The organism is Enterococcus sp. DIV1368f, assembly GCF_051712245.1.
Classification (GTDB): domain Bacteria; phylum Bacillota; class Bacilli; order Lactobacillales; family Enterococcaceae; genus Enterococcus; species Enterococcus faecalis.
Window position 1 is genome coordinate 2,596,844 of record NZ_JBIOON010000001.1, and the last position, 20,668, is coordinate 2,617,511.

The window sequence follows — 20,668 nt, forward strand, 5'->3', positions numbered from 1 at the left end:
TACACTGCTAACTAGTGTTAGCACTCTACATTTTTTTATGGTATAATCATTTTGAAAGAGAGATGTTGGTCCATCTCTCTAACTGTAGAATCATGACAGTAACTTAGTTTTTACTTAATTAAAAAGAAATAACCAGTTAACCGTTCAAAGTTTATGACTGGTTATTTCTTTTTGTCTTTTTTTAGCAAAGTGACAACCAAACTAATCAACGCAATGGTATATAAACCAAAGTCGAAAATTAGTCCGATTATATCTAATGCGGACAAATACGGCTTTCCCCTTTCATAGATTTCAGTACTTATGCTCATAAGCACCACCACCTTCCAGAAGTAGCCACCGTCATAACTTATCTACAAAAACAGTATACCACAAAAGTCATCCCACAACATTTGCAATCACAAAAAAACAAGCCTTTACTTGAAGAAAGCTTCAATCATAGACTTGTTTTTCATTCAATTAATTTTTTTCGTCACGTAAACGGTTTTCTAATTCTTTTTGTTCTTGTTCACGTTGGCGTTTGCGTTCTTCACGTTCAATGCGTAGACGTTCGCGTTTTTCTTCAGGATTTGGATCACTGATCACTGTTCCTGCTTCGATTTCTTCTAACGCACGACCCACACTTTTTACAGAATCAAAGGATTCAACGGTTGGTTGAACGCCTTCATCTAATTCATGCGCACGTTTGCTTGCTAAAATAACCAAAGAATATTTTGAAGGGACTTCTTTTAACAATGAGTCAATTGACGGTTTTAACATCATAAGGCTACATCTCCTCTAACATTTTAATATATTTTCCAATTACACGGTCAACACGGAAGTGCTCACTCGCGATAATGTCTTTAATTCGTTGCACGGCTAAAGGAACTTCATCATTCACTACCGCATAATCATACAGCGCCATCATTTCGATTTCTTCTCTGGCCACAGCCATTCGTTCTTCAATCACAGACATTTCGTCTGTTCCGCGGCCAATAATTCTTGATTTTAATTCCGCTAAATCGGGGGGTGTCAAAAAGATAAATACGCCATCAGGCACTTTGTCTTTGACTTGTTTAGCCCCTTGGACTTCGATTTCTAAAAAGACGTCTTTGCCTTCATCTAGCGTCTGGTTAACATACGTTAATGGTGTCCCATAATAGTTACCAACATATTCCGCATATTCCAACATTTCTCCAGCTTCAATCATCGCTTCAAATTCTTCTCTTGAACGGAAATAGTAATCTACTCCATCCACTTCGCCTTCTCGCTGTTTCCGAGTGGTCATTGAGATTGAATATTGAAAATCATTTTCTTCACTGTCGAAAATAGCCTTTCTTACAGTCCCTTTCCCCACTCCTGAAGGACCTGACAATACGATTAATAACCCGCGCTCTGACATAACGACTTCCTTTCAAAACATAATTTCACAGTATTAGTTCTATTTTGCACTTTTTTTCTGCAATTTTCAAGACTTTCTTGGAGATTCACTGAAAAAATAACATTTCTTCTTTAATTTGACTTTCATAACTTGTTCTTTTTTTAAACAAATTACCTAGAATTCCTATACAGGCAGCCATTTTTTAAGTAAAATGAAGTGATGACTCCTTTAGGATGAAAAAACGTGAATAAGAAAGGACTGAGAAACATCGCACGAATTAAACCATTTACATTGTTTCTGCTAGGCTTAGTTGTCAGTTGTGGGGCCTTTTTTGCCCAACCTACTGTGACTCACGCAGAAGAAGATATTACCGCGATTGCTAAAAAAATGGGGACGACCCTGAAAGCGGATGGCATTCCCAAAGCAGCCATCGTTGTTGATGCTGATTCTGGAGAAATTCTCTGGTCGCAGCAACCAGATTTAGCGTGGAATCCTGCCAGTATTGCCAAAGTGATGACCATGTACTTGGCCTTTGAAGCAATGGAGCAAGGAAAATTTACAATGGATACGACTGTGACTGCTACGCAAAAAGATGTCGATATTTCTAAAATATATGCCATTAGTAATAACAAAATTACGTTAGGTGTTGCTTATCCAGTCCGTGAACTGTTAAAAATGATTGCTGTCCCCTCTTCTAATGTGGCGACTCTCATGTTGGCAAATTTAATTTCAGGGAACCAGCCTACTGACTTTGTTCATTTAATGAATCAAAAAGCGGCTGAATTAGGGATGACAAATACTACCTATTACAACTGCAGTGGAGCGCAAGCAAGTGCCTTTAACGGCCTGTATCAAATGCAAGGAATTGACCCAAATGGCGATAACGTCTCTACAGCTAGAGATTTAGCTTCACTAACCTATCATTTTCTGAAAAATTATCCAGAAATTTTAGAAATCACCAATAAGCCAGTGGTGAAAACAATGGTCGGCACGCCTTACGAGGAAACTTTTGAAGCGTACAATTATTCTTTACCAGGCGCTAAGTATGGCTACCAAGGCGTGGATGGTTTAAAAACAGGCTCTAGTCCAACAGGCGGCTTTAACTATATTGCGACTGTCAAACAAGGAGATTTTCGTTTAATTGAAGTCATTTTAGGCGTTGGTAATTGGCAAAACCAAGATGGTGAATACGAACGGCATGTGGCTGGGAATGCTTTGCTGGACTATGCCTATACGACATACGAACGCAAAAAACTTTTAGACAAAGGACCACAAACCATTGATCACAAAAAAGTCACTTTAGCTAATGATTTATACGGTGTCGTTCCCAAAGGCAGTCAGCCTACTTTTAAATTAGTAGCAGGGCAAGTGCAAGTCGACACGCCCTTGACATTATTAAATAGTACGGTTCAAGCGCCAAAAGTGGCTTACCAAGAAGTTAAGCCAAAACAAACAACAGCGGAAGCTGCGGAAGAATCAAACGAACATTCTGGGGACACCACCGTTGCAGAACCGAATCATTTTATTCCCAAATCGATTGCCACAAGTGTTTTAGTCCTTTTCGGGCTGATTTTCTCAGTAATTACCCGTCAGCTTCAAAAACGTTTAGAACGTCAGAAAAAACACGGCAAAGAAAGCAGTAAAACTGCATCCATGCGGACAATCTTTTTAAGTGCCGCAGTCCTTTCTTTCCTTTGCGCCATTGGCTTGTTTCTTTTATTCTAATTCTTAAAAATACCACCAAGCGTGAAATGCTTGGTGGTATTTTTTATAAGCCCATATTAGAAAGCGTATTGACCACGTTCATCAATTCGTCGCGACGACGAACTTGTTTGTCGACAGGGCCGTCGACTTCTTTTACGTCAATCCGAACAACAAAGTGACGATTTAAAGTTACAAACGTGTCTTCGTTAATTTGGATATTTAATTCTGTTTCAGAATAGCTTGCACAAGCATCTTGCCAGACGTCAAATGGTTCTCTGTCTGAAGCGACTTCTGTTTTTACCACAGAACGACCACTTAATTCTTGAAAGGTTACATCATAAAATTTAGTCATTGCTTTCACCTCTGTCATTTATTCGTTACTTCTATATTATAGCGTTTTCTGGAAAAACACGAAACCATTTTCTCTATTCGACATTTTGAATTTGTTCACGAATCTTTTCTAAGGTTGTTTTCATTTGAACGACACTATTTTTTATTTCAATTGGACTTGATTTCGAACCAATCGTATTGACTTCACGGTTCATTTCTTGAATTAAGAAATCTAGTTCTCGGCCCACTGGTTCTGTTTCGTCAAGCAACTGATGCAACTTATCAATATGGATATTTAAACGATCCAATTCTTCATGAATATCGCCTTTTTCCAATAAAATGGCCATTTCTGTTAATAAGCGTGTTTCATCCACTTGGCTACCTAACCATTCGTTTAATTTCGCTTCAAAACGTTGACGGTATTCTTGTTCAAAAACGACCACAAATGCTTGCAGCTCTTGAATTGATTGGGTCAACACTGCTACATAGTCAAGCAGGACTTGTTTAATTTGCGTTCCTTCTTGCACACGGCTTTGGTCAAGACTAGCGATGGCTGCTTCAAATGCTTGAACAAGAAATGGTTCAAATGTCTGATCAGCAATTTCTGCTTCCACTATTTCGACAAAATCATTTTGCTTTAATAAATGGTTGACCGTGTCCCCTGCATCAAACGTTGCTTCCGGATAGTTTTCCTTTAAATGTTGATCTACCGAAGTTAATAATTGATCAATTAAGTCCCACTGCACGCGCACTTCTTTTTGATTGTTGCCGATTTTTTGGAGATTTACATAGACTTCCACACGTCCACGTTTTAACGTGCGTTTGATTACTTGCCGAATCACCAGTTCATAGGCATTCAGTTCCTTTGGCATACGCAACTGAATATCTAAAAACCGCTGGTTGACACTTTTGACTTCGACATCCAATTGATAATTTTCATTTTGAATGGTCTTTTTTCCAAATCCAGTCATACTTTTCATTGACAGGGTGCTCCTTTTACATGGATTTAATTGTTTTGCTTAATTCAGCAAATTCTTCGTTAGTTAAGGTGATGCCTTTACCCATTTTTTCGTGATCAGGGGCCCACTCACGCAAATCAAATTTTGGTGGACGACCATTCCAACTAATTAAATTCAATTCTTTACGCCAGCCACGAGCATTCTCAGATAACACAGCGACTTCTTCTAAAATTTCATATGAAAATTCTTCTTTCATAACATTCACTCCTTGTTAGTATTCCTTAGGTTATTGTACCATCTTTTCCTCGACACTTAAAATACACATTTCTTTTCTATCACCCTGTCTATATAAACATACGCAACTTTTTCAAAAAATCAGTAAAAAAAGCGACGACTGCTCGTTTCAATCGTGTCAGTCACCGCTTCTCTGTTTATTCTTTTTCTGTATAAAGATCCACCACTTCAAAACTTTGGCAAACTAACAGCATGTCGGGATAAAATTGTAGCTGATAGGGGGCCAGTTCTTCTTTAAAGAACCGCGCATGCTCTTCATACCAATAATCCAATGTCAAATCTCCTTCACCTTCTGCTTGCGCAAAAGATTCTGAGACCTTGTTCATGGGCATAATTTCAACTTTGGTTGTTCGAATAATAGCCAGCGGTTGAGACTGACCATCTAAAATTATGTCGTATTGACCAGCTTTAGGGAGTTGTTCTCCTTCCATCTTATAAATATCTAAAGAAGAACATGTCGCTGTCTTACGACCAGAAACAACCAATTGACCCAAACGATTACCCATCTCAGAAGAGCCATCACCAAACATCCACACATCGGGCATCAGCATATCTAATTCATGTTTATCTAAAAAGTTTTGCCAGAACACTTCTACATTTTTTAACATCCTTTGCTCTCCTTTTTATTTTTACTTCACGCAACCTTCTTTCACTAATTATACATAACTGATTGCTTTTCTCCTATACTATTTTTACAAAATGAAAACTAAAATAATGTCAGTAGTATTTGGACAGAAAAAAAAAGAGGACTAAGTAACAAAACTTAGCCCATCTTTTTATTTTGCTTGTCGTTCTTTGATTTTCGTGAGTAAAGATTGAACATGCTGGCGTGCCGAAGCTTCATCTTCTTGAAGCATCTTTTCTGATAAAATAAAGGAACCGCCCACTGCTAATACTTCTTTGGCTTCCACATACTCTATAAAGTTTGTTTCATCAATCCCACCAGTTGGTAAAAATTGAACATCATAAAACGGGCCACTTAAACTTTTGATGGCTTTTAACCCGCCGTAAATATCGGCTGGGAAAAATTTAACCACTCGTAAGCCATACGCCAGCGCTCGCTGAATCTCCCCAGGCGTAGCTGTTCCTGGAAAAATAGGCACCTCATTTGCTAGACAAAAATCAATGACTTCTGGAACAATCGCTGGGGAAACAATGAACTGTGCACCGTTCGCTACTGCCTCTTGGGCTTCTTTCAAGGTTCGAACAGTTCCTGCGCCCACTATTAAATTCCCTGAAGCAGCAAGTTGTTTGATGGCAGGCAAGGCCAGCTGACTCCGAAAAGTGACTTCAATAAACGGTAATTCATTTTCTACTAAGACTGATTCTACTTGTGGCAAATAGCGTAAATCTGTTGCAGTGTATAGTGGTAAAAGTTTACATGTCGCTAATTGTTGATACAGTTGATTTTTTTCAACTTTTGTTTCCATTCTGTCACTTCCTATTTTGTTTGGCTTTGGTTGCTTCGTACAGTCCTTGAATATAGGTCAACCCCATTGCTCGATCATATAAACCATAACCAGGCATCGCTTTTTCATCCCAAATTGCCCGCCCATGGTCAGGGCGAATAACGCCTTCATACCCTACGTCTACCAGCACTTGCATTAATTCCGCCATATCTAACGAACCAGCGACACTCGGATGCGCCGTTTCTTCAAAACGATGCTCGCCTAAATACTTCACATTGCGGAAATGAACAAAATTAATTCTGTGACCTATTTCACGAATCATAGCAGGCAAATCATTCGTCGGATCCGCACCAAGGGAACCTGTACAAAATGTAATCCCATTTGCTGGTGAGTCCACTAAGGAAAGGATCCGTTTTAAATCCGCTAAATTTTTAGTGATTCTTGGCAAACCAAAAATTTCCCAAGGTGGATCATCGGGGTGAATCCCCATTTTGATATTTTCTTCTTCACAGACAGGAATCACACGTTCTAAAAAGTAGCGCAAATTTTCGACCAAATCTTCTTCCGTTACGCCGGCATACATGGCTTTCAATTCTTGAAATTGTTGCAAACGCTCCTCTTCCCAACCTGGTAACCGGAATCCTTTTGACTGACTGTGAATTAATTGATACATGTCTTCTGGCTGCATGTTCTCTACCACAGCTTGATCAAATAACAACGATAAGCTGCCATCTTCATTCTCATACGCCAAGTCCGTTTTAGCCCAACCAAAAATAGGCTTGAAACTGTAGCACACTAAGGAAATTCCACATTTCCCCAAGTTACGCAACGTCTGGCGATAATTATCAATATAGTGGTCTCGTTGATCCGTCCCCGCTTTAATGGCATCATGAATAGCGACACTTTCAATTCCTAAAAGTGCCAATCCTTCTTGTTCTACCGATTGTTTAAGTGCCTGAATTTCAGCTACAGTCCAAACATCGCCTGGTAGTTTATTTAACAAGGTACCGACAACGCCAGTAATTCCTGGAATCTGTCGAATGTGTTTTAATGGAATGGCATCGCCTGCCGCTCCGTACCATCTAAATCCCCATTTCATTGCTTTCACCCTTTACTACATTCTTAAAAATCATCGTCCTCATCCTCTTCATCCTCAAATGAAGTCATAGAAATATCCCATGCTTGCACACTTTCTTTGCCTTGCGCAACAATCGCTTGCGCCGCTTCAGCAATCGGTGTGCCCAATAATTGATGGTTTATCGCTTCTAAGACCATTGGTAGGTTGGTACCACTCACCACAAAGATTTTCTTTTGTAGTGCTGGTTCGAGTTCATTAATCACCAAAACTGCCTGATTGTAAGGACTCGCACTTAATAAGTCAACCATGACCAACACGCCATCCCCTTGTTGGACGTTCTCAATCGCTGTTTTAATTTGTCCGCCTAGTGCTTGGACATCGTCGCCACTATTTAGATTAACAGTTTCGATATTTTCGGTTGCGCCCATAATCACGGTAGCTGCGTCTTTTGCACCGTCACTTAGTGCACCATGTGTAGCAATCACAATCCCTAACATAAAAGTTCCTCCTTCAATTCAGCGGCTCGAGTCATTGCTTCAAACAGTCATGCAATGACTCAAACGACTGGCCTTTTTTATAAATTAAATTTGCCTAAAACCTCTTTTAAACTAGTTTTTGGTGCAGAAGGCGTTGCTTGGAAATAAATATCTTCTACGCCATACACCTCATGTAGTTCTTTTAATTTTTCGGCATCTTCTTTGTTTAAATAAACAGATTTGGTTACTAATAAATCTTTTTCTGGATTCTTCTGTGCGATACCGCCGATGTTTAACTCCTTCATAGGGACTCCGTGTTTTACTAAGTCATAAATTACAGAGACGGTTTTAGCGATTAAAATACAGTTATACTCTTTGAATTGGTATTCATCCCAATAAAATTTGGCTTTTTCCGGCGTAATGACAATGGTTTTTTGTCCTGTCCGACTGCCTGCACTTTTGTATAAATCACGCATAAATTTATCCTTTGCCACCACTTCATCGACAACGAAAATGGAATTAACGCCACTTTTTTGGGACAAGGTCACCATCACTTGTCCATGAATTAATCGTTCATCTACTCTTGCTAAATTTACTACGCCCATCTGATTCACGTCCTTTTCTTTTTATAAAATACCGACTGTTGCTAAGACAATTAAAATACCTGTTAACCACAATAATGCTTGCGTAACTTTCAAACCTTTTTTCGTATAGAACCAATACACGCCCATTACGACAGCTAGCGGCAAGAGTCCTGGGACAATCTGATCAAGGATATCTTGGACCACAAACTCACGGCCAGAAAGTTTAAATTGAAGAGTTGAAGAAACTTTGACATAATTACCAGCTAAAATTCCCATCATGAACAACCCTAAAACAGATAACATTTCAATGGCTTTTTGAATCCCCGCACTTTGCATTAAGCCTGTGGCATTCCGCCCCATTTTGAAGGATTGTCTCGCAAAGAACACACCTAACAGTACTTGATAAAGGGCAAACGCGACAAATGGGAAAATCGCGCCTAATGCGCTACCTTGTTGCGCCCACGGCACCGCAATCGCAATAAAAATATATTGAACCGTGCCTGAGTCAATCGCATCACCAATCCCAGCTAGCGCGCCCATCAATCCAGCTTTGGTGTTATACATTAAATCATCTTGCATCATGATTTCGCGGCCTTCATGTTCTTCTTTGGCCCGCTCTTGTTCCATAGAAGCCATCAACCCAGTAATGACCCCACCGCCCCAACTTAATTGCGTATTGAAAAACAGCAGTTGACGCATATAAGCGGCTTTTAATTGTTCATCGTCTTTATATAATTTCTTTAAAAGTGGCATCATTGCGTACAATAACGAAGGCGCCAAGTAACGTTCAAAGGAATGGGGAATTTCATTGGCAAAATGCCAACGGAGATAGGCTTTTGTAACATCTTTATTGGTAATTTCTTCTGGTGCTAAATTCGTTGTTTTCGGCACGACTTTTTCTGTTGTTTCCGTCATTTCAGTTCCTCCTTTTTCTTTTAAAACCCGTCATCGTAATCGTCATCATCATCAAAATCAGTGGTGGCACTGGCGGAACCAGCACTTTCTGCTACAGGTTTGCCTTTTTGGACTTGCACAAAAATTAACGCAATAATTACGCCAAAGATGGCATACGTTACCATGGTAATTTCCAATGACTTAAAGACGATACTCATGAAGTATGCAAGGAAAAAGAAAACCAAGAAATCTTTTCGACCAATGACATAGACCGTTGTCGCAATCCCAATTGCGGCTAAACCACCACCGACTACTTCTAACACGTGAATCACAACGGTTCCTTCTAATGCTTTAATAATATCGGCAATAACTGGTGCCCCTAAATAAAGAGCAAAAAAGACTAATGGAACGAATAAAATAAATGAGGCAATCGTTGGATACCAGATAATTGAGCGGGCAATTTTTTTAGAATTTAGTTCAGCCACCGCACGATCGGTATACTTCCCTAAAAACGTGTTAATAAAGAAACGGAATTGATATAAATAACTTCCTAAAAGACCGACAGGAACCGCTACGGCGATAGCCGCTTCCGGCTTCAAATTCCCTAGCAACGCAACTGGCACAGCAATCGCTGCCGCAATTGATGGTTCTGCTGGCATAGAGCCACCTGGTGAAAAAACACCCATGTAAATCATTTGTAATGCTGCGGTGACAATCATCGCTTTCGGGACATCGCCCATCACTAAACCTGCTACTAACCCTGTCATTAAGGGCGAGAAACGCAACGTTAACGTTGCTCCTCCTCCAAGCCATCTGGACATAATTGCTGCCACCCAAAGCGCCATTATCAAACTTTGTAAAACACTTAACGTTTCCATAGTTCCTCCTTCTTATCCTTGGTTTTGGATATACTTTTCTAGCTCTTCAATCCCTTGACGTAAACGTTCTTCCGAAATCTCAATAGGAATTAAATGAACCTTTTCTTTTGAATCAATAAATTGAACCATTGCATCGAGTACTGCTTCTTCTTCTGGGTAAAGGCCCATTTGTCGTAACGACATGGGCAAGTTTAGCTCTTGATAAAAAGGGATTAATGCGTCTATGATGGCCCACCTTTTTTCCAATGCTAATTGATAGAAGATGCCGTAAGCTACTTTTTCGCCGTGTAAATAGTCATGACTTTTGGGTAAAAATTTACTCATAGCATCATGCATGGCGTGTGCTGCTGCATTGCGGGCGTATTTGTCACCGAAGCCGCCGACTAATCCGGAAACGGCGAAAACAATTTCTGAAAGATGGACAAATTCAGGCGTGAGTTTGCCCTCGTCCATCGCTGCTAAGGCTGCTTTTGAGTCCCGCATAATCGCTTCTTGCGAAAGCTTGGCGGTCGCTCCCGCTAATTGTAAAAAGGGTTCCCCTTGCAAATGGGCTTGGCGTAAAATGGTCTCTGATTCATACCATTTCGCTAACGTATCAGCTAAACCAGCGACAAAATAATCACGGGGTGCATCCAGAAGCAACTTAGGATCGGTGATTAAAAACGCAGCTTGGCGAAAGAAATGTTCCGTTTTGCCTTCGGCCGCGCCATTTTCTTGATACATCACAGCTAACGGTGTCCACGGCGCACAGTTACTAGCCAAAGTGGGGACCAAGCCAAAATTCAGATTGTTTAAATGGGCGCTGTAGCCCACTAAATCGGCTAACTTACCGCCGCCGACTCCCAGAAGAAAGTCAATCTGCTGTTCCTTTATTTGCTGTGAAATTTGTTCGGCGCCAAAATAACTACATTCTCCTGTGTAAGTGTGATAGAAGAATTGATACTCTGAATCTGCCAAGAATGGCAAAAATGGCTGAGCTTTTTCAAAGGATACGGTGCCATGCACCACCAAAATTCGTTGGGCGTGATATTCCTTGAAAAGTGACGGCACCGAAGCTAAGGCGCCTTCGTGGTAACGATAAAATTGCGGTCCAACTTTCACTTTTAAATCAGTTAACATGCTCCTCCTCCTTCTTAACTAACGTAACGACTGACTTCTTGCACTGCCCGTTGAGGTAAAATACCTTGCACCACGTCTTCCACATCTTGCACGCATTTTTCTCCCATCGCTTGCAGGCATTCCATGGTATAAGCGGAGGTGTGCGGCGTCATTACTACATTTTCAAACGCAAGATAAGGATGATTTTTCCGACCTGGTTCCTCTTCTAAAACATCTGTCCCAAGCCCAGCAATTTTGCCCGATTGCAAGCCGGCAATCATGGCTTCTTCATCAATCAAGGCGCCTCGTGCGCTATTGGAAAGATAGACGCCGTCTTTCATCTTGGCAATTTCCGCCGAGCCAATCATGTGATAACTTTCTTCAGTTAAATTGGCACATAAACAAATGATGTCTGCTGAAGCTAGCAACGTATCTAAGTCTACTTTTTTGGCTCCATAACTTTGCAGATAAGTGGCGGATTTATAGGGATCATATGCTAACACGTCACAGCGAAATCCGTTTCGTAACGTCTCCACGACACAACTTCCTGTGTTCCCAACACCAATGACACCCACAGTTTTGTTAAATAACGTCCGACCGACAAAATTCGCTCGTTTTTCCCATTGATCCGCTTTAACGCTGGCATCTGCAGCCACGGTTTGGCGTAAAACAGCTAGTAAATTTGTGACATTGTTTTCCGCCACGGCATCTCGTTCTACTAAAGCTGGGATGATGGAAACAATTGTGTCATGCTGTTTTGCAGCGTCTAAATCGATGTTGTTATACCCAATACCATGGCGAGAAATCAGCAATAATTCATCTTTATGTTCAAAAAATTCTTTCGTGAAAAATGGCGTTACGCTAGCAATAATAATCGTATATCCTTGTAAACGTTCCGCTAACTCTTTGCCACCAATTTCACTGTCGACTGTAAAATGCTTCACGGTGCCTATCTTTTCTAAGCGCGTTAAGTGTTCAGGAAAAATTTGACCAAAACTACTGGAATTCACTATGGCAATTTTTTGTTTTTTTAACATGACTAAACTCCTTTACTGACTTTTTACGACTTCATGCCCGCCAAATCCTTGTCGCAAAGAAGCGACCACTTTGTTTGAAAAATGATTTGCTAGCATACTTTCATTTCGCGTAAATAAGGACAATGCCGTAGTTGGGACGGGCATCTCCAAACGCAATGCTTCTTCAATCATCCATTTGGCTTCGCCATTTGCTGCAACTTTCCCTTCTAGATTGGCTAACGTAGGATTTTCCGCAAAAACCTCTTTCGCTAAGCCCATCAAGCGAGCTTCAATAATCGAGCCGTGATTCCACACATCGGCTACTTTCTCCAACGCAAAATCATATTCGGCAGCTTCTAATAAATTGAATCCTTCGCCCATGGCTTGCATCATGACGTACTCAATCCCGTTATGCACCATTTTCAAATAGTGACCAGCTCCTGATTTCCCAGCATAAAGATACCCTTGTTCACAAGCTAAATCTTCAAAAAATGGGGTTAACACCTTGACAGCTTCAGGCGCACCGCCAACCATTAAACACGCTCCTTCCCGCGCTCCTTTGATGCCACCAGAAGTACCACAATCAATAAAATAAATTCCTTTTTCCTTGGCAAGTTGAGCATTCGCAACACTATCATGAAAATTTGAATTGCCACTATCCACAATGATATCCTCTGGTGCTAATTGCTCTACCAATTCTGCCACTAATTGATTGGTAATCTGACCAGCGGGGGTACTTAAAAAAATCACCTTCCTTTTGTTAAGCGCTTTCAATAGTTCCGGCAACGAATCTACAACGGAAAGCCCCTGTTCTCTAGCAGCCGCTCTTGCTTCCTTTGTCACATCAAAGCCAATAATAGGCCAGCCTTGTTCGTGAACATTTAACGCCATGTTCAAACCCATTTTCCCAAGTCCAATAAAGCCAATATCCATTTTTCTTTCACCTGCCTCTTTTGATACTTCAATCATAAAGGATAAAAAAAATAATGTAAACGATTACACTAATTAAAAAATATTTTTTATTTTTTAGCAAAAATCTTGCCTACTCAAAAGGTAAAACGTTTTTATTTTTAAGGAGCTTTCATACAAAAAACACAAGTAAATCTCTTGGTATCACGTTCTTTTTACTGGCTACTTTCTTTAGTTGAGAGAAGTCTTTTCAAGACCCCTTCATTTTTCAGAAAAAAGATTATTTATTTTTTTTTTGGCTTTTTTAAAGAATTTCTTTTTTGTGGAGAAAAAGAGAAATTGTATTTGTCCTCTTTTTCCACTATAATCAGTCTATACCAACAATGAAAAGGCATTCATTCTATTTTTAAAAAATAAGATTGGAGGAACGTGTTAATGAAAAACCACTATTTGGATCAACGGATTCGGATCAAAAAACCGAATTTGAGCCTCACAGAAAAGAAAATTTCCGATTACTTTGTTCATTCTGAATCATTATTGACACAAATGACGTTAGAAAGTCTGGCCAACGAAATTGGCGTCTCCCAATCTTCCGTGTATCAATTTGTAAAAAAGATTGGCTATTCTGGGTTCCAAGAATTTAAAATTGATATCGCCAGGAATTCTAATTATCAGCCGACTTTTCAAAACGTCAATAGCGTGAATGGCGCCGATGATATTTCACCAGATGATGATAGTATTACGATTGCTAAAAAAGTCTTACAAGCCAATATTTATTCCCTCAGTAACGCCACACAGTTCTTAACAAAGGAGCTGTTAGATAACGTGTTGGCTTTGATGTACTCTGCCAAAACGCTTCATTTTTTTGGGCAAGGCGGGTCCTCGATTGTGGCTTTTGATAGTTTCCATAAATTCATTCGGACCAACTATCGGTGTAACTACATTTTTGATTACCACATGCAGTTAAGCTTTGTCACAAAATTAACCAGTGAAGATTGCGTGTTTATTTTTTCCCATTCAGGCAAAACCAAAGAATCAATCAACCTAGCACGACAAGTTAAAAAAACCAACGCAAAAATGATTACGTTAACTGGTAACAGCGGTTCAGAGTTGGCAGGCTTGTCCGACGAAGCAATTATTGTCGTCACCGAAGAAGGCTTGTTTCGTGCGGAATCCTTGGCTTCACGGATTAGTTACTTAACGGTAATGGATATTTTATATACAAATACGATGTATCACAATTTTGATCAAAATGCCGATTCCTTGAAAAAAATCCGTGATAACATTAGCACGACTAAGACCGATCCGCATTACTTGTCGTAAAGATCTGAATGGTGCTTATTTTTGTAATATCGGTCCTCGCAAATTGGCTTTATACCGTGACTCTACATTTTATGAAGTAAGTGAACTATCATGGAGGTATTTAAAGAGGTCGGGACAGAAGTGTTTAACTCCGAGAAATAAGAAGGAATTTCCGAAAATTGTTCTTTAATTTTTGGAGACCAAGTAGGTATTGTTCATCATCGAAACACTACGTTCTTCGTGATTCTCAACAATTTCGGCTTATTTCCGAAGGACCTTCACCAAGTAGGTACGATGATTTCATCTGTTCATGCTTCACAGTGAAACATCGCAACTCTTAGAGCTGTAGCTCTTTTGAAGGCTGTACTGTGACGAGACGCAAGTCGAGAAAACACCTTAGAAGTTGTTGAGATCGAAGCAACGCGTAGTGTTGTTTCTGTTCCCGCCGTTTATTAGTTTTTGAGCGTAGAGCAAAAATCCAAAGTGATTTTTGTCCCACGCTTTTTATCTTGTGGGTAAAAATAAGTTAGAAAAAAGAACTTGGGGGTTATGTCCAAGTTCTTTCTAAATCTTAAGACAATTAGTTAAATGCATGTGTTGTCTTAGCTTTATTTTAAATTTGCTTATTTCGTTCATTCCGTTACTTTAAATTGTTCGGACACATATTTAGCGTAAGTTTTATGTTTACTTACTAGCTCATCATGTTTTCCTGAACCAGTTACTTTCCCTTTTTCAACAAAGTAAATGCTATCCGCATCAACAATTGTCGACAATCTATGGGCAATAACCAATGTCGTTCGGCCCTTCATTAAATTGGACAATGCCTCTTGAACCTTCATCTCAGATTCTGAATCTAGGCTAGCAGTAGCTTCATCTAACATTAGAATCTTGGGATTCCGCAAGAATGCACGAGCAATTGCAATACGCTGTCTTTGTCCTCCAGAAATTTTAACGCCACGTTCACCGACTTCCGTATTCAATTTATCTGGCATTTCTTCTACAAATTTTCGCGCATATGCTAGTTCCAAGACATCCCATAGTTGTTCATCTGAGAAGTTTTCTGCTAAGCCATACGTTAGATTATCTCTGATTGTCCCTGCCATAATCGCAGAATCCTGTGATACAAAGCCGATTTGACGACGATAATCTGATAATTTGATATCTTTTATGTCAATATCTCCAAATTTAATTTGTCCTTCTGTAGGTTCATAAAACCTTTCAATTAAACTAAAAATCGTCGATTTTCCGCCACCTGATGGGCCAGCAAAAGCAATTACTTGGTTTGGCTGAGCAGTAAAAGAAATGTCTGTTAAGATAGGTTCCTCTGGTGCATCTTCATAAGAAAATTTTACATTTTTAACTGATAAAGTCTTTTCCGATAAATCAATATCTTGTCCACTTTCAAAGTCTTCAGGTTCTCTAGATAACAATTCTTGCACTCGTCGCGTTGATCCTGCTGCTTTAGCTACTTCAGAAAATAACGTCGCAATGATTGGCATGGCACCAATAAGATTAAATAGATACATTAAGAAACTCATCAATGTTCCGATTGTCATCACACCAATGGCAATTCGATGCATCCCATATGCTAATAGCCCAAATACCATGCTCATAAAGACCATCATCATAATTGGTTGCATAGATGCATCAAATATTGCTTCTTTTTTCCCTACATTAAATAACCGATCCACTTCATTTGCAGCACGAACCTGCGCCTGAGATTCAGCATTAGAAGTTTTGACTAAACGAATTTCACTCAACGTTTCAGTAGCAAGTCCATTAAATTGACTCATAGCATCTTGGCGAATGTGACTAACTTTTGAGCCAAATGCCATTACTGGAATCATACAAAGGATTACAACAGGAACAGCAATTACCATAGCAAGCGACATATGCCAATCCATTTTAATCATCATATATACCGTACCAATAACTGTAATCACACTGGCAACTGTTTGAGGAAAAGTAACGGCTAACAATTGCTTAACTTGATTAGTATCATTTACGACCCGGCTGGATATTTCACCCGCTTTAACAGAGTCAAAATAAGAAACTTTTAGAATAGTTAATTTATTCCATAAGCGTTTACGCATATTTTGGATGACATTTTCACCAAAAATACCTAAAATTGTCCCTCCTAATGCAGAAACGAGTGCTGAAAATATAAATAATCCAACAACTTTACCTAATAAACTATAATCTACTCCCTTTTGAAAATTATTGACTAAACTTGAAGCAAGTTTTGGAACGTACACTTGGATACTAGAAGAAATCACAAGAAATATCATCCCAATGCCAAGCAGTAAATAGTTAGGCTCTGTCATCTTGATTAAGCCTAAAAATTCTTTAAACGAAAATTTTGTTTTATCTGCTCGGATAGAATCATGACTATTTTTGCCGCCTCCACCTACTGCCATTATCTTCTCCGACCTCTCTTCCATCCTTCAAAGCCACCGTATTCACCGTTGAATTCACCAAATCTACCAAAGCCATCATGTCCCATCATCTGTTCTCTAGCTCTACCATATCTAGCTGATATTTTTCTGAAATGTTCCCAATTTTTATCGTCGCCAAAAATTGTTTCAATTTTATCTAAAAATTCTTCACTAGAAATATTCTTTTCTATACGTTCTAAATAATTATTTAAAGACTCTAGTTCCTCCTCTGAAAAGCCCTTAAACATTTCTTCATTAAATCCATTAGAAATATTTCCTTGAGTACTTAAACTTTCTCGTCCCTTATCAGTCAATACAACAAATGTGACCCGAGCATCTGATTCATTTTTGACTCGTTTAACTGCTTTAACAGACTCTAATTTTTTTATGATTTGTGTCACACTAGAAGGTTTTATATCTAAATATTCAGCGATTCTTCCAGCTGTTACATTTTCTTCAGAAGCAAGCAATTTTAACGTTTCAAAAGTGTTATCTGGTTTTTCCTCTATGCTAGAAGCAAAGATTAAGTAAGGTTGTTGAGCAATTTTTAATAGTTTATTTAAAATATCTGTTTTTTTCATAATTTCCTCCAAAAAATTTATTTAGTTTATATATAAGCTAACGAACTAAATAGTAATCTATTTAGTTTATTTTGTCAACAACAAACTAATTATTTGTATGTAGATATAACCAAAATGAAAAATAGCATAAAGAAATTGCCGATTTGTTTTATCGATTCATCTGTTCCTCTACTTAAAAATCTATTTGCCGATTCAATCATGAATACTAAAAAAACGCTTGGCACAAGCCAAGCGTTTTGATTCTCTCTTTACATCGAACCTTTAAAAACATCTTTATTCTTAGCAAAATAATCAACACCAGAGTAAATGGTGAAAATCAAGCAGGCATATAGCATGATTTGATCTAGTGGTAGATGGAGTGCTGAAAATGGAATGTTGTTAATGAATAGTAAAATAATTGCAACCATTTGGGTAGCTGTTTTTACTTTTCCCGGCCAAGCTGCGGCCATTACTTCGCCATGTTCGACTAATAACAACCGTAAACCAGTTACTGCCAATTCACGACAAACAATAATTGCTACAATCCAAGCAGGTACTTTGCCTTGACCAACTAAGACGATAAAAGCGGTCATCACTAGCATTTTGTCCGCTAATGGGTCCGCAAATTTTCCGAAGTTCGTCACCAAGCCTTGCGCACGGGCAATTTTGCCATCCAACCAGTCTGTAAAACTAGCAACTGCAAAAATAATCGCGCCCACTAATTGGGTAACGGCTAACGTTGTGTCGCCAAAACTAATCGTTCCCCAGTCCATTGGCACTGACACAATAATAATAAAAATCGGAATCATAAATATTCTTAAAACTGTTAATTTATTTGGTAAATTCACTTCAATTGCCCCTTCCTTCTCCTGTTCTATTTTACGTTATCTTGCTGGCAGTGTCACGAAAAAAAGAAAAGAATCTGGAATAATTGCCGTTTGACAGTTTATCCAGATTCTTCTTACACCATTTCTAACGATACGTAATCCCTAATGTAACATCCTTACGAATTAAAACTGGCGTTTTTTCCAGTGTTAAATCGGCGCCATCGACTTGAATGGCGACGTTATTTGAGGCGCCTAAAATCAGTGTCGCATTGGCGGCATTCGCAGGTAAAGCTGTTGTTTGGGTCTCTCCTGCTTGCAGGGTGTGTTGGTACGTATAGTTGCCATCGACCATCACGCCAATCCAGCAAGAGCCTTCAGTCCCTTTAAAGGTAATGTTGATTGGCCTATTCGCATCTTTAACCGTTGCAGTTACTTGATTGTTGGCATCGCTCACCACAGCCACAGCTGTTTTCTTCTCTGGTTCGCTTGAAGAAGACGGCGGTGTACTACTTTGTGTGCTACTTTCTGGGGCTTGACTTGATTCTTTTGGTTTTTCCACACTGGCACTAGTTGCCGGTGTTTGAATAATCGGTTCGGCTTTTTGATCTTGCCACATAATATACAGCACCACGACCGCAATGGCTAAACCAATTAACGAAAAGGCAATGGCTGGTAAGTTCCGCAGTAACCAACTGGATTGCTTCTCTTCGTCATGCAATTGCTTACGTGATCCTTCAAGCTCTTCATACACTGGCTTGGGTTCTTCGACAATTTCAGGTTCTTTGCCATCATAGATATCTACCAATTGATTGCCATCTAAGCCGACCGCACTTGCATATTGGCGGATAAACGCCCGCACATAAAAGGTGCCTGGTAAGGACTCAAAATCGTTTTGTTCAATAATTTCTAAATATCTTTTTTGAATTTTTGTCATTTGTTGCAGTTCATCAATTGAGATGTTCTTCTGCAATCTTGCTTCTTTTAGTGTTTCTCCAATATTTACGCTGGCCACTCGTCCATCTTCTCCAGTCTATTTTGTTAATTTATCGATTGTCTCATCAGTCTTTTTCAATTGCCAAGGAAAACATTCCCGTCCTTTAAGAATACCACAAAAGAAGCCAACTGAGGATAACAAAATTGAAAGATTTCAAAGATTTTTCTTTTTCTTAAACAGTTGGTTTATTGCTCGGTTTCTCCTTTAGGATACATGTAGAAACGGCTCAATCCTTCTTCACGAATCAAGGTCTCTGCTACTTGGCGGACGTCGGCTAATTGAATGCTTTCAATGACTTCAATCTTATCAAACAGCGTGGTTTCCCCAAACAATGATTGTGAAAATTGGTTGGCGATATACTCTAAAGAGTTTAAGGATTGGAAATATTTACCAATCATTTTTTTCTTCAATAAGGACAAATTTTCTTCCGTTAATTCTGGACTTGTTGTGGCAGATAATAAAATAGCTTCAATTCGTTCTGCTAAGACTTCTGGTTGCTCACTATCGCCGCCAATATCCGCAAAATGGAAACTGCGATCTAAATTAAAGTCATAACTAAAACTATCATCTAACAAGCCTTCATCATAAAGAGCCAAATAGTTTTGAGAGGTATTACCAAACAATAATTGTAACAACAAGTTCACGGTGACTTGATATTTCATTAAGTCACGACCCGTTGTTGGCACTTCATCTAAGCCTTTCAAGCCAACAAGCACTTTTGCCCGTGTGACTGCCATTTCAATGGCGCTCTCTTTGACAATGTCAGCAGCTGTTTCTTCAGGAAAATGCCGACGAATAGGTTGGGCGGCAGGAAACTCTTTCGCCGCTTGGTTTTCACGAATGAAGGCCATTAACGCTTCAGGGTCCATTTTTCCTACCACGAATAAGGTCATATTACTTGGATGATAAAACGTATTGTAGCATGTATACAAATCTTCTGCGGTAATCTCCGCAATACTTGCCACTGTACCGGCAATATCAATATGCAATGGATGTTTCGGATAAAGGTTGCCTAAAATGCCAAAGAACAAGCGCCAGTTAGGATCATCTAAATACATTTGAATTTCTTGTCCGATGATGCCTTTTTCTTTTTCGACCGTTTCCTTCGTGAAATACGGCGATTGCACAAAATCAAGCAACGTTTCTAGATTTTGTGTCACTTGATCCGTCGTTGAAAACAAATAACTCGTTTTCGTAAAACTGGTAAAGGCATTCGCTGAAGCTCCTTGTTGCCCAAATTTTTGGAAGACATCGCCATCTTCTTTTTCAAACATTTTATGTTCTAAAAAGTGGGCGATTCCGTCAGGTACTTCAATCATTTCCTCTTGACCAATTGGCACGAACGTATTGTCAATGGAACCATAATCGGTCGTAAACAAGCCATACGTTTTTTGGAAATCATTTTTCGGTAATAGGTAAACCTTTAACCCATTCGCCAGTGTTTCTGTATACAATGTTTCTTTAATTTGTGCATAGTCTTTTTTAATCATTTTCCGTTTCTCCGTTGCCAAAAATCTATAAATATTTCTAACCAACTATAAAAGTTATCAGATTTATGTTTATT

General features: G+C 39.2%; 23 protein-coding genes. 2 read left to right on the forward strand and 21 right to left on the reverse strand.

The window, feature by feature from the left end; genetic code table 11:
• Positions 1-161: 161 nt before the first annotated feature.
• The 3 genes from IGL07_RS12645 to gmk all read right to left on the reverse strand — a co-directional run bounded on the left by IGL07_RS12645 (position 162) and on the right by gmk (position 1,378).
• Complete coding sequence (locus IGL07_RS12645) at positions 162-308, reverse strand: putative holin-like toxin (protein WP_010817703.1); 147 nt, start codon at positions 306-308, stop codon at positions 162-164.
• A 148-nt stretch (positions 309-456) separates the two neighbouring features.
• Positions 457-759: a DNA-directed RNA polymerase subunit omega gene (gene rpoZ / locus IGL07_RS12650; protein ID WP_002354916.1), complete on the reverse strand. Its 303-nt coding sequence runs from the start codon at positions 757-759 to the stop codon at positions 457-459.
• Between the two features lie 4 nt (positions 760-763).
• Positions 764-1,378 carry a guanylate kinase gene (gmk, locus tag IGL07_RS12655; RefSeq protein ID WP_002354915.1) on the reverse strand — a complete coding sequence of 205 codons (615 nt, stop codon included), beginning with the start codon at positions 1,376-1,378 and terminating at the stop codon, positions 764-766.
• Between the two features lie 222 nt (positions 1,379-1,600).
• Between gmk and IGL07_RS12660 the strand changes: the two genes are divergently transcribed.
• A complete protein-coding gene (locus IGL07_RS12660; protein WP_002391150.1) occupies positions 1,601-3,082 on the forward strand; it encodes a DUF1958 domain-containing protein in 1,482 nt (493 codons plus the stop codon).
• A gap of 43 nt (positions 3,083-3,125) precedes the next feature.
• Here IGL07_RS12660 and IGL07_RS12665 read toward each other — a convergent pair whose 3' ends face one another.
• The 13 genes from IGL07_RS12665 to gnd form a co-directional block, all read right to left on the reverse strand.
• Entirely contained in the window at positions 3,126-3,431 is a 306-nt protein-coding gene (locus IGL07_RS12665) for a hypothetical protein (RefSeq protein ID WP_002383233.1), read from the reverse strand.
• Between the two features lie 55 nt (positions 3,432-3,486).
• Positions 3,487-4,371, reverse strand: coding sequence for a YicC/YloC family endoribonuclease (locus IGL07_RS12670; RefSeq protein WP_010817704.1), 885 nt, complete (start codon positions 4,369-4,371; stop codon positions 3,487-3,489).
• A gap of 16 nt (positions 4,372-4,387) precedes the next feature.
• A complete protein-coding gene (locus IGL07_RS12675) occupies positions 4,388-4,606 on the reverse strand; it encodes a YdbC family protein (protein WP_002381076.1) in 219 nt (72 codons plus the stop codon).
• A 175-nt stretch (positions 4,607-4,781) separates the two neighbouring features.
• Entirely contained in the window at positions 4,782-5,252 is a 471-nt protein-coding gene (locus IGL07_RS12680) for an ASCH domain-containing protein (RefSeq protein WP_002368453.1), read from the reverse strand.
• Between the two features lie 168 nt (positions 5,253-5,420).
• Positions 5,421-6,074, reverse strand: a complete 654-nt coding sequence (locus IGL07_RS12685; RefSeq protein ID WP_002354907.1) for a bifunctional 4-hydroxy-2-oxoglutarate aldolase/2-dehydro-3-deoxy-phosphogluconate aldolase — start codon at positions 6,072-6,074, stop codon at positions 5,421-5,423.
• Between the two features lie 4 nt (positions 6,075-6,078).
• Complete coding sequence (gene uxuA, locus IGL07_RS12690) at positions 6,079-7,152, reverse strand: mannonate dehydratase (RefSeq protein WP_010817705.1); 1,074 nt, start codon at positions 7,150-7,152, stop codon at positions 6,079-6,081.
• 23 nt (positions 7,153-7,175) lie between these two features.
• On the reverse strand, positions 7,176-7,628 hold the full coding sequence (locus IGL07_RS12695) for a PTS sugar transporter subunit IIA (protein ID WP_002354905.1): 453 nt from the start codon (positions 7,626-7,628) through the stop codon (positions 7,176-7,178).
• A 77-nt stretch (positions 7,629-7,705) separates the two neighbouring features.
• On the reverse strand, positions 7,706-8,212 hold the full coding sequence (locus tag IGL07_RS12700; RefSeq protein WP_002354904.1) for a PTS system mannose/fructose/N-acetylgalactosamine-transporter subunit IIB: 507 nt from the start codon (positions 8,210-8,212) through the stop codon (positions 7,706-7,708).
• Positions 8,213-8,233: 21 nt separating this feature from the next.
• Positions 8,234-9,106 (reverse strand): PTS system mannose/fructose/sorbose family transporter subunit IID, encoded by an 873-nt coding sequence (locus IGL07_RS12705; RefSeq protein ID WP_002354903.1) that lies wholly within the window; start codon positions 9,104-9,106, stop codon positions 8,234-8,236.
• Positions 9,107-9,126: 20 nt separating this feature from the next.
• Positions 9,127-9,963: a PTS mannose/fructose/sorbose/N-acetylgalactosamine transporter subunit IIC gene (locus IGL07_RS12710; RefSeq protein ID WP_002354902.1), complete on the reverse strand. Its 837-nt coding sequence runs from the start codon at positions 9,961-9,963 to the stop codon at positions 9,127-9,129.
• Between the two features lie 12 nt (positions 9,964-9,975).
• Entirely contained in the window at positions 9,976-11,082 is a 1,107-nt protein-coding gene (locus IGL07_RS12715) for an iron-containing alcohol dehydrogenase family protein (RefSeq protein WP_010817706.1), read from the reverse strand.
• 14 nt (positions 11,083-11,096) lie between these two features.
• Entirely contained in the window at positions 11,097-12,098 is a 1,002-nt protein-coding gene (locus IGL07_RS12720; protein ID WP_002375530.1) for a D-isomer specific 2-hydroxyacid dehydrogenase family protein, read from the reverse strand.
• 12 nt (positions 12,099-12,110) lie between these two features.
• The gene (gnd, locus tag IGL07_RS12725) at positions 12,111-13,046 is read right to left on the reverse strand and encodes a phosphogluconate dehydrogenase (NAD(+)-dependent, decarboxylating) (protein ID WP_002375527.1); all 936 of its coding nucleotides are present in this window, start codon (positions 13,044-13,046) and stop codon (positions 12,111-12,113) included.
• Positions 13,047-13,421: 375 nt separating this feature from the next.
• Here gnd and IGL07_RS12730 point away from each other — a divergent pair, with 375 nt between their 5' ends.
• Positions 13,422-14,309 carry a MurR/RpiR family transcriptional regulator gene (locus tag IGL07_RS12730; RefSeq protein ID WP_002383224.1) on the forward strand — a complete coding sequence of 296 codons (888 nt, stop codon included), beginning with the start codon at positions 13,422-13,424 and terminating at the stop codon, positions 14,307-14,309.
• Between the two features lie 611 nt (positions 14,310-14,920).
• Here IGL07_RS12730 and IGL07_RS12735 read toward each other — a convergent pair.
• From IGL07_RS12735 to yfmH, 5 genes are all read right to left on the reverse strand, one after another.
• On the reverse strand, positions 14,921-16,705 hold the full coding sequence (locus IGL07_RS12735) for an ABC transporter ATP-binding protein (RefSeq protein WP_002370114.1): 1,785 nt from the start codon (positions 16,703-16,705) through the stop codon (positions 14,921-14,923).
• Positions 16,705-17,304, reverse strand: coding sequence for a MarR family winged helix-turn-helix transcriptional regulator (locus IGL07_RS12740; RefSeq protein ID WP_002359022.1), 600 nt, complete (start codon positions 17,302-17,304; stop codon positions 16,705-16,707). Before IGL07_RS12740 ends, IGL07_RS12735 begins: the two co-directional genes overlap by 1 nt.
• Before the next feature lie 248 nt (positions 17,305-17,552).
• On the reverse strand, positions 17,553-18,131 hold the full coding sequence (gene pgsA, locus IGL07_RS12745) for a CDP-diacylglycerol--glycerol-3-phosphate 3-phosphatidyltransferase (RefSeq protein ID WP_002365382.1): 579 nt from the start codon (positions 18,129-18,131) through the stop codon (positions 17,553-17,555).
• 124 nt (positions 18,132-18,255) lie between these two features.
• Positions 18,256-19,122, reverse strand: a complete 867-nt coding sequence (locus IGL07_RS12750; RefSeq protein ID WP_002375522.1) for a RodZ domain-containing protein — start codon at positions 19,120-19,122, stop codon at positions 18,256-18,258.
• Positions 19,123-19,289: 167 nt separating this feature from the next.
• Complete coding sequence (gene yfmH, locus IGL07_RS12755; RefSeq protein WP_002354885.1) at positions 19,290-20,594, reverse strand: EF-P 5-aminopentanol modification-associated protein YfmH; 1,305 nt, start codon at positions 20,592-20,594, stop codon at positions 19,290-19,292.
• Positions 20,595-20,668 lie beyond the last annotated feature (74 nt).

Bases quoted from the DNA above. Each gene is read 5' to 3' on its own strand.
- IGL07_RS12720 (WP_002375530.1), bottom strand. From the start codon at position 12,098: ATGTTAAAAAAACAAAAAATTGCCATAGTGAATTCCAGTAGTTTTGGT.
- IGL07_RS12695 (WP_002354905.1), bottom strand. From the start codon at position 7,628: ATGTTAGGGATTGTGATTGCTACACATGGTGCACTAAGTGACGGTGCA.
- IGL07_RS12700 (WP_002354904.1), bottom strand. From the start codon at position 8,212: ATGGGCGTAGTAAATTTAGCAAGAGTAGATGAACGATTAATTCATGGA.
- IGL07_RS12670 (WP_010817704.1), bottom strand. From the start codon at position 4,371: ATGAAAAGTATGACTGGATTTGGAAAAAAGACCATTCAAAATGAAAAT.
- IGL07_RS12705 (WP_002354903.1), bottom strand. From the start codon at position 9,106: ATGACGGAAACAACAGAAAAAGTCGTGCCGAAAACAACGAATTTAGCA.
- yfmH (WP_002354885.1), bottom strand. From the start codon at position 20,594: ATGATTAAAAAAGACTATGCACAAATTAAAGAAACATTGTATACAGAA.
- IGL07_RS12680 (WP_002368453.1), bottom strand. From the start codon at position 5,252: ATGTTAAAAAATGTAGAAGTGTTCTGGCAAAACTTTTTAGATAAACAT.
- IGL07_RS12675 (WP_002381076.1), bottom strand. From the start codon at position 4,606: ATGAAAGAAGAATTTTCATATGAAATTTTAGAAGAAGTCGCTGTGTTA.
- rpoZ (WP_002354916.1), bottom strand. From the start codon at position 759: ATGATGTTAAAACCGTCAATTGACTCATTGTTAAAAGAAGTCCCTTCA.
- IGL07_RS12715 (WP_010817706.1), bottom strand. From the start codon at position 11,082: ATGTTAACTGATTTAAAAGTGAAAGTTGGACCGCAATTTTATCGTTAC.
- IGL07_RS12735 (WP_002370114.1), bottom strand. From the start codon at position 16,705: ATGGCAGTAGGTGGAGGCGGCAAAAATAGTCATGATTCTATCCGAGCA.
- IGL07_RS12665 (WP_002383233.1), bottom strand. From the start codon at position 3,431: ATGACAGAGGTGAAAGCAATGACTAAATTTTATGATGTAACCTTTCAA.
- gnd (WP_002375527.1), bottom strand. From the start codon at position 13,046: ATGATTGAAGTATCAAAAGAGGCAGGTGAAAGAAAAATGGATATTGGC.
- uxuA (WP_010817705.1), bottom strand. From the start codon at position 7,152: ATGAAATGGGGATTTAGATGGTACGGAGCGGCAGGCGATGCCATTCCA.
- IGL07_RS12710 (WP_002354902.1), bottom strand. From the start codon at position 9,963: ATGGAAACGTTAAGTGTTTTACAAAGTTTGATAATGGCGCTTTGGGTG.
- gmk (WP_002354915.1), bottom strand. From the start codon at position 1,378: ATGTCAGAGCGCGGGTTATTAATCGTATTGTCAGGTCCTTCAGGAGTG.
- IGL07_RS12730 (WP_002383224.1), top strand. From the start codon at position 13,422: ATGAAAAACCACTATTTGGATCAACGGATTCGGATCAAAAAACCGAAT.
- IGL07_RS12685 (WP_002354907.1), bottom strand. From the start codon at position 6,074: ATGGAAACAAAAGTTGAAAAAAATCAACTGTATCAACAATTAGCGACA.
- IGL07_RS12740 (WP_002359022.1), bottom strand. From the start codon at position 17,304: ATGAAAAAAACAGATATTTTAAATAAACTATTAAAAATTGCTCAACAA.
- IGL07_RS12645 (WP_010817703.1), bottom strand. From the start codon at position 308: ATGAGCATAAGTACTGAAATCTATGAAAGGGGAAAGCCGTATTTGTCC.